6 protein-coding genes are annotated in these 6,363 nt (G+C 31.4%); 4 read left to right on the top strand and 2 right to left on the bottom strand.

Annotation, left to right across the window (positions count from 1 at the left end; all coding sequences use genetic code 11):
• Positions 1 to 171: 171 nt before the first annotated feature.
• Entirely contained in the window at positions 172 to 1,242 is a 1,071-nt protein-coding gene (locus KHA90_RS10720; RefSeq protein WP_213299076.1) for a branched-chain amino acid aminotransferase, read from the bottom strand.
• Positions 1,243 to 1,548: 306 nt separating this feature from the next.
• On the opposite strand from KHA90_RS10720, the gene mnmD reads away from it, so the two are divergent.
• Together mnmD and KHA90_RS25370 are read left to right on the top strand one after the other, a co-directional pair.
• Positions 1,549 to 2,214 (top strand): tRNA (5-methylaminomethyl-2-thiouridine)(34)-methyltransferase MnmD, encoded by a 666-nt coding sequence (gene mnmD, locus KHA90_RS10715; RefSeq protein ID WP_213299073.1) that lies wholly within the window; start codon positions 1,549 to 1,551, stop codon positions 2,212 to 2,214.
• A 165-nt stretch (positions 2,215 to 2,379) separates the two neighbouring features.
• Entirely contained in the window at positions 2,380 to 2,577 is a 198-nt protein-coding gene (locus KHA90_RS25370; protein ID WP_244860295.1) for a hypothetical protein, read from the top strand.
• Positions 2,578 to 2,609: 32 nt separating this feature from the next.
• On the opposite strand, the gene KHA90_RS10710 is transcribed toward KHA90_RS25370, so the two are convergent.
• The gene (locus tag KHA90_RS10710) at positions 2,610 to 3,551 is read right to left on the bottom strand and encodes a LysR substrate-binding domain-containing protein (protein WP_213299070.1); all 942 of its coding nucleotides are present in this window, start codon (positions 3,549 to 3,551) and stop codon (positions 2,610 to 2,612) included.
• Positions 3,552 to 3,660: 109 nt separating this feature from the next.
• On the opposite strand from KHA90_RS10710, the gene KHA90_RS10705 reads away from it, so the two are divergent.
• Both KHA90_RS10705 and KHA90_RS10700 read left to right on the top strand, forming a co-directional pair.
• Positions 3,661 to 4,140, top strand: coding sequence for a Dps family protein (locus KHA90_RS10705; protein WP_213299067.1), 480 nt, complete (start codon positions 3,661 to 3,663; stop codon positions 4,138 to 4,140).
• 497 nt (positions 4,141 to 4,637) lie between these two features.
• Positions 4,638 to 6,287 (top strand): SulP family inorganic anion transporter, encoded by a 1,650-nt coding sequence (locus KHA90_RS10700; RefSeq protein ID WP_213299064.1) that lies wholly within the window; start codon positions 4,638 to 4,640, stop codon positions 6,285 to 6,287.
• Positions 6,288 to 6,363: the final 76 nt, after the last annotated feature.

Genomic DNA, 6,363 nt, shown 5'->3' with positions numbered 1-6,363 from the left:
TGAATAAACTGGAATGTTGTTTTTTAAAACTTTATTTATACAGCCAAGCTTAAACTCATAATCATATTTTACTCTTTTTTCCATAAAAATGCCCCCAAATAGTGTCTAACTTTTTGGGGGCAGTTCAGTTTTTAAAATCTGTCGGGTTTGTATGTCAAAATTAAAATGAGATTACTGCACTTTTACAGTCCAGCCAAAAGTATCTTCAGTTAATTTATTTTGAAGGCTTGTTAGCTTTTCTTTTAAAAGAGAAGCATATGAATCCTCCACAGGAGTCATTTCATAATAAACATCCTGATAAGAGAAACCTTTGATGACGCTGATAACTGCAGCAGTTCCGGCTCCGAAGATTTCTTTTAGTGATCCGTTTTTAGCCGCTTCAACTAATTCTGAAACAATAACAGGACGAACTTCTACTTTAAGACCTTCTTTTTCTGCCATAGCAAGCAAACTTTTTCTGGTAATACCATCTAAGATTCTTTCGCTTGTTGGAGCAGTTAATAAAGTATCATTAATTCTAAAGAAAACGTTCATTGTTCCCGCTTCTTCTAATTTAGTGTGCGTTGCATCATCTGTCCAGATCACTTGTTGAAAGCCATCTTTATTTGCTAAATTAGTTGGGTAAAATTGTGCACCATAGTTTCCGGCAGCTTTTGCAGCACCAATTCCACCATTTGCAGCTCTACTATAATGTTCAGCAATAATTACTTTTACTTCACCAGCATAATACGATTGTGCAGGAGAAAGTAAAATCATAAATTTATATTCGTCAGATGGATTAGCAACAACACCAGCGCCGGTTGCAATCATAAAAGGACGAATGTACATGCTGCTTCCGTTTCCTTTTTGAACCCATTCCTGATCAATTTTCAAAAGCTCATTCAAACCATCCATAAAAATAGATTCCGGCACTTCCGGCATTGCCATACGAATTGCAGAATTATTAAAACGTTTGAAGTTTTCATCAGGACGAAACAACCAAACATCGTTATTGTCATCCTTGTAAGCCTTCATTCCTTCAAAAATAGCTTGTCCGTAATGGAAGACTTTTGAAGAAGGATCCATTAAAATTGGAGCATAAGGCTTAATGACAGGATTTTGCCACTCTCCATCTTTAAAATCACATTCGAATAAATGGTCTGTAAAAACAGCACCAAAGCTTAGGTTTTGAAAGTCTACTCCGCTTATTTTGGACGAAGTGGCTTTTCTGATTTCAATTTTGCTTGTTTGAGTTGTACTCATAATTATATAAAGGTTTTTATGTAATTACATTACAGTAGAAGATTCTAAAGTAATGATTTGGTGTAAATAGAATTTATTAATGCAAAATTAAGTAAAAATATATAAGTTACTTACTAAAACTGCATTATTTATGCCCTTTGACTGAGATTTATTTATCTTATAATAAAGTCAAAAAATTAGGACATTTTTATAAAGAATTTATGAAAAAACAGCCGTTTTTTAAGGCTTTACGCATTTGTTTTGATTAAATTTGACTCGTAAAATACACTGAATACCAATAAAATCAGATTATAAATTTCGAATATAGTGAAAAGAGAAATAATTAAAACGTTAGATGGTTCAACAACAATTCATTTAGAAGAGTGGGATGAATGCTATCATTCAAAAAATGGTGCCATTCAGGAAGCGAAACATGTATTTATAAAAAACGGACTTTCATTATTCGATAGTAATCCGGTGAGTATTCTTGAAATTGGTTTTGGGACTGGTTTAAATGCGTTTGTTACTTTTTTAGAAAGCAATCAAAAAAATCAGAAGATAGATTATGTTGGAGTAGAAGCCCATCCGGTTGATGCAGCAGAAGTTTTGGCAATGAATTATGTGACTGAACTTGATGCATTGGAATTTGAGAACATTTTTCAAAAAATGCATAAATGTGAGTGGAATGAAAAAGTTGAAATTTGCAAAGCTTTTTCGTTAACCAAAAGGAAACAATTTTTTCATGAAATCAACGATTTTGAAACTTTTGATTTGATTTACTTTGATGCCTTCGGATATAGAGTGCAACCGGAGCTTTGGAGTACTGAAATTTTTCAAAAAATGTACAATAGTTTAAAGTCTAATGGAGTCTTAGTTACATACGCAGCTCGCGGAGTTGTTAAAAGAAGCATGATTGAGGTGGGATTTAAAGTTGAAAAATTAGAGGGACCTCTAGGAAAACGAGAAATGTTTAGAGCCTTTAAAAAGGTTTAAATGAGTTGTTTAGAATCGTTCTATATTGATTTATATTTATTAAGAAAACGTATTCGTAATTATAGTTTTTAAAAAAATAAGTTAAAATGAGTGCTTATGAATCATATTTGATTAAATTTGTGCGAGTTTAGAAATATAGATAACCCCCAAAAATCTTATTTTATTATGTCAAAAATGATGTTTGATTACACGAAATCAATACTTGAGAGAGTGAGTTTCGACCCGATACTTTTCTGTAAAGAATTAGAAAAAGCTATCAAAACCCTGTTACCATACGAAATGGAACAATTACAAGAATGGTTAATGAATTTTATTATTGAAAAACCAGAACTAGAACAAAGTTTACTACTAATCAAAGTATAAAAAAAGGAGCCAATTGGCTCCTTTTTTATGGTCTATTTCTTTGGTAACGGACTTATGATTTGAACATTCTGAAAAACAATTGCACCTTTTACAACTCCGGCAATTGTAGATCTGAGCGCATCAATGATTTGCATTTTCAATTCGCTTTTTGGGTAAATTAAACTTACCTCTCGAGCGGGTTTTGGTTCCTTAAAATTTCGTAGTTTCAGTTTATCGGATTCTTTTAAGTCTAAAGTGTGCAAGTACGGAAGTAATGTTGTGCCCAGACCTTCGTCGGCTAATTTTATAAGAGTTTCAAAACTTCCGCTTTGAATCTGAAAATTATTCTGGTCGGTATCAGAACCATTTTTGCATAAATTCAAAATTCCGTCTCTAAAACAATGACCATCCTGCAAAAGCAAAATTTCATTTAAATTTAAATCAGAAACTTCAATTTCTTCTTTTTGAAAACTCGAATGACTTTCAGGTATATAAGCCACAAAAGGTTCAAAATATAAAACAATCTCTTTTATTTTTTCATCTTCAAGCGGAGTTGCAGCAATTGCAGCATCAAGATGACCGTTTTTTAATTTCAGAATAATTTCATCTGTATTTAATTCTTCGATTAAAAGCTTCACTTTAGGATATTTCTTAATGAAGTTATTTAAAAACATGGGTAAAAGTGTTGGCATAATAGTAGGTATAATTCCCAAACGAAATTCTCCTCCTATAAAACCTTTTTGCTGTTCTACAATATCTTTTATTCTATCGGCTTCATTTACAATATTCTTTGCCTGATTGACAATCTTTTGACCAATATCAGTAAGTTGGATAGGTTTTTTGCTTCTGTCGAAAATTAAAATATTAAGTTCATCTTCGATTTTCTGGATTTGCATACTTAAAGTAGGCTGGGTAACAAAACATTTTTCGGCAGCAAGAGTAAAATTTTTATGTTCTGCAACTGCTAACACATATTGTAATTGAGTAATCGTCATTTTGATAGTATTTTGTGATGCAAAAATAAGAAAATATAATTTTTTTTTATAACATTTTTAAAGAAGTTATTTTAAATTTGTAGTAAACATATTATAAAAGAGAAAAAAGATGAAAACAAATATTTTAGGATTGCCTGTAAAAGAATCAGAATTGTTAGTGAAAGAATTAAATATTCTGTTGTCAAATTTTCAGGTTTATTATCAAAATCTAAGAGGAATACATTGGAATATTCGTGGGAAACGCTTTTTTGATTTACACGTAAAATTTGAAGAATTATATACAGATGCTCAATTGAAAATCGATATGATTGCCGAAAGAGTTTTAACAATAGGAGGAACTCCGCTGCATACTTTTGAAGATTACATTGCAAATAATAAATTAACTGTTGGAAAAAATATTTCAAACGATGAAAAAGCAGTTCATTTAATTGTAAATTCTTTATCTGATTTATTAAAAATAGAAAGAGAAATTTTAAAACAATCAGATGATATTAATGACGAAGGAACAAATTCTATGATGAGTGACTTCATTGCAGAGCAGGAAAAAACCATCTGGATGATGAATGCGTGGTTAGAAGAAGAGTTGTAACTAATTGTTTTTAAATGAAATACAAACAGAATGTTGGTCAGCCGGCATTCTGTTTTTTTATGTTTGTTAAATTTGTAAAAAATTTTTGCCCTCACGCTTTGATTTTATTTCTTTAACACTATTTTTGCTCCAATGAAACTAATCTCTCGCATATTATTATTCATATTTATTGCCTTCTTATCAACCCCAACTCTTGTTACGGTGATGAAGAAAAGCAATGATAGATGTATGTTTTTTAGTTTTTCTGAAGAGGAGCATTCGCATAAAGAACTTAAGGCTGCCGTTTATCCGGTAATACTTCAGCATGAAGTTATAATGCCAGTTTATATTCAAAAAAAGACCATAGTGTCTGAAAATATTGTAAAACTAGACAATATTTCTCCGAGCATTTTTGCTCCACCTCCTAACTTGGTATAATACTTCCGATTATTTTGAACTCAACTGTATTTGTATAAATACAGGAAATCTTTAATGAATAATTTTTTTAGTATTGTATTATGACAAAAAAAATCAATCTTTTTGCCAACCTTAAATCTGATTTTGCTTCAGGTTTAGTGGTTTTTTTGGTGGCTCTTCCGTTGTGTTTAGGTATCGCAATGGCTTCTGGAACACCTTTATTTTCTGGTATTATTGCAGGTGTTATTGGTGGTATTGTGGTTGGTTATTTAAGCCAGTCGCACATTAGTGTATCTGGACCGGCAGCTGGATTAACAGCTATTATTTTAACAGCTATTACTGATTTTGGTGCCTTTGATGTATTTTTAATGTCTGTTTTTATTGCTGGATTAATTCAATTAGCATTAGGATTTTTAAAAGCAGGAAGTATATCAAATTATTTTCCAACAAATGTTATTGAAGGAATGTTAGCAGGTATTGGAATTATAATCATCTTAAAACAATTGCCTCACGCTTTTGGTTACGATGCTGATTTTGAAGGAGATCAGTCTTTTATCCAGAATGATGGAAGTAATTCATTTTCGTTTTTATTTGATGTTTTAAATCATATAAACTTAGGAGCAGTAGTCATTTCACTGGCTTCATTAATAATATTAATTTCTTGGGAAAAAGTTCCATTTTTAAGAAGATTGAAATTAGTTCCGGGTGCGCTTGTTGCGGTTATTGCGGGAGTAGTTTTAAACGAATTTTTTGTTTATTCAGGAAGCTCATTGGCAATTGCAAAAGAACATTTGGTTTCATTGCCAGTTCCAAAATCTTTTGATGAATTTAAATCTATTTTAATTACACCAAATTTTGCTGCGGTTACAAATCCACAAGTTTGGGTAGTTGCTATTACGATTGCCATTGTAGCTTCTATTGAAACATTACTTTGTATTGAAGCTGCGGACAGAATGGATGCTCAAAAACGTTATACAAATACTAATGTTGAGCTTAGAGCGCAAGGTATTGGTAATATTTTAAGTTCACTTTTAGGTGGTTTACCAATGACATCTGTTGTTGTGAGATCATCTGCTAATAATAATGCAGGGGCAAAATCTAAAATGTCGGCTATTATTCACGGTGTACTTTTGCTGATAAGCGTGTTGTCAATTCCGGCAGTTTTAAATAAAATTCCGTTAGCAACTTTAGCAACCGTTTTAATTCTGGTAGGATATAAATTAGCGAAACCCGCTACTTTCAAACATTTTTGGGAAAAAGGAAAATACCAATTCATACCTTTTGTTGCGACTTTAGTGTTTGTTGTTGCCACAGATTTACTTAAAGGTGTTGCCTTAGGAATTATCATTAGTATTATTTTTGTATTGAGAGGAAACCTGAAAAGAGCGTACAGCTTTAAAAAAGAAGAATACGAAGATGGAGATGTTATCCATATTGATTTAGCTCAGGAAGTTTCATTTTTGAACAAGGCGGCTATCAAATTAACATTGAGTGAAATTCCTCAAAATTCTAAAGTAGTTATCAATGCTCATGATACGGAGTATATTGCTCATGACGTTTTAGACTTAATTCGTGAATTTAAGGAAACACGCGCTATTGATGAAAATATCAAAGTAAAATTGAAAGGATTTAAAGAAGCTTATGAGCTTGAAAATTCTCCTGAAATAAACAATCATGTATCTATTGAACATTATTATGATGTCGCAAAAAGAGCATTGGTTAAAAAAGAGGTGGTCAAAGAAAAATTTTAAACAAATTAAATAAATTTAGGTATTTCCTCAGTTTGAGAAGTATCAAAATTTGATAACTTTACAGTAAGTTATTTTG

It is taken from the genome of Flavobacterium psychroterrae (assembly GCF_018380615.1).
In the GTDB taxonomy this organism is placed as follows: Bacteria; Bacteroidota; Bacteroidia; order Flavobacteriales; family Flavobacteriaceae; genus Flavobacterium; species Flavobacterium psychroterrae.
The sequence above is the reverse complement of the archived record's forward strand: the minus strand, read 5'-3'. Positions and strand labels throughout refer to the sequence as shown.

Bases quoted from the DNA above. Each gene is read 5' to 3' on its own strand.
- KHA90_RS10720 (WP_213299076.1), bottom strand. From the start codon at position 1,242: ATGAGTACAACTCAAACAAGCAAAATTGAAATCAGAAAAGCCACTTCG.
- KHA90_RS25370 (WP_244860295.1), top strand. From the start codon at position 2,380: ATGTCAAAAATGATGTTTGATTACACGAAATCAATACTTGAGAGAGTG.
- KHA90_RS10710 (WP_213299070.1), bottom strand. From the start codon at position 3,551: ATGACGATTACTCAATTACAATATGTGTTAGCAGTTGCAGAACATAAA.
- KHA90_RS10705 (WP_213299067.1), top strand. From the start codon at position 3,661: ATGAAAACAAATATTTTAGGATTGCCTGTAAAAGAATCAGAATTGTTA.
- KHA90_RS10700 (WP_213299064.1), top strand. From the start codon at position 4,638: ATGACAAAAAAAATCAATCTTTTTGCCAACCTTAAATCTGATTTTGCT.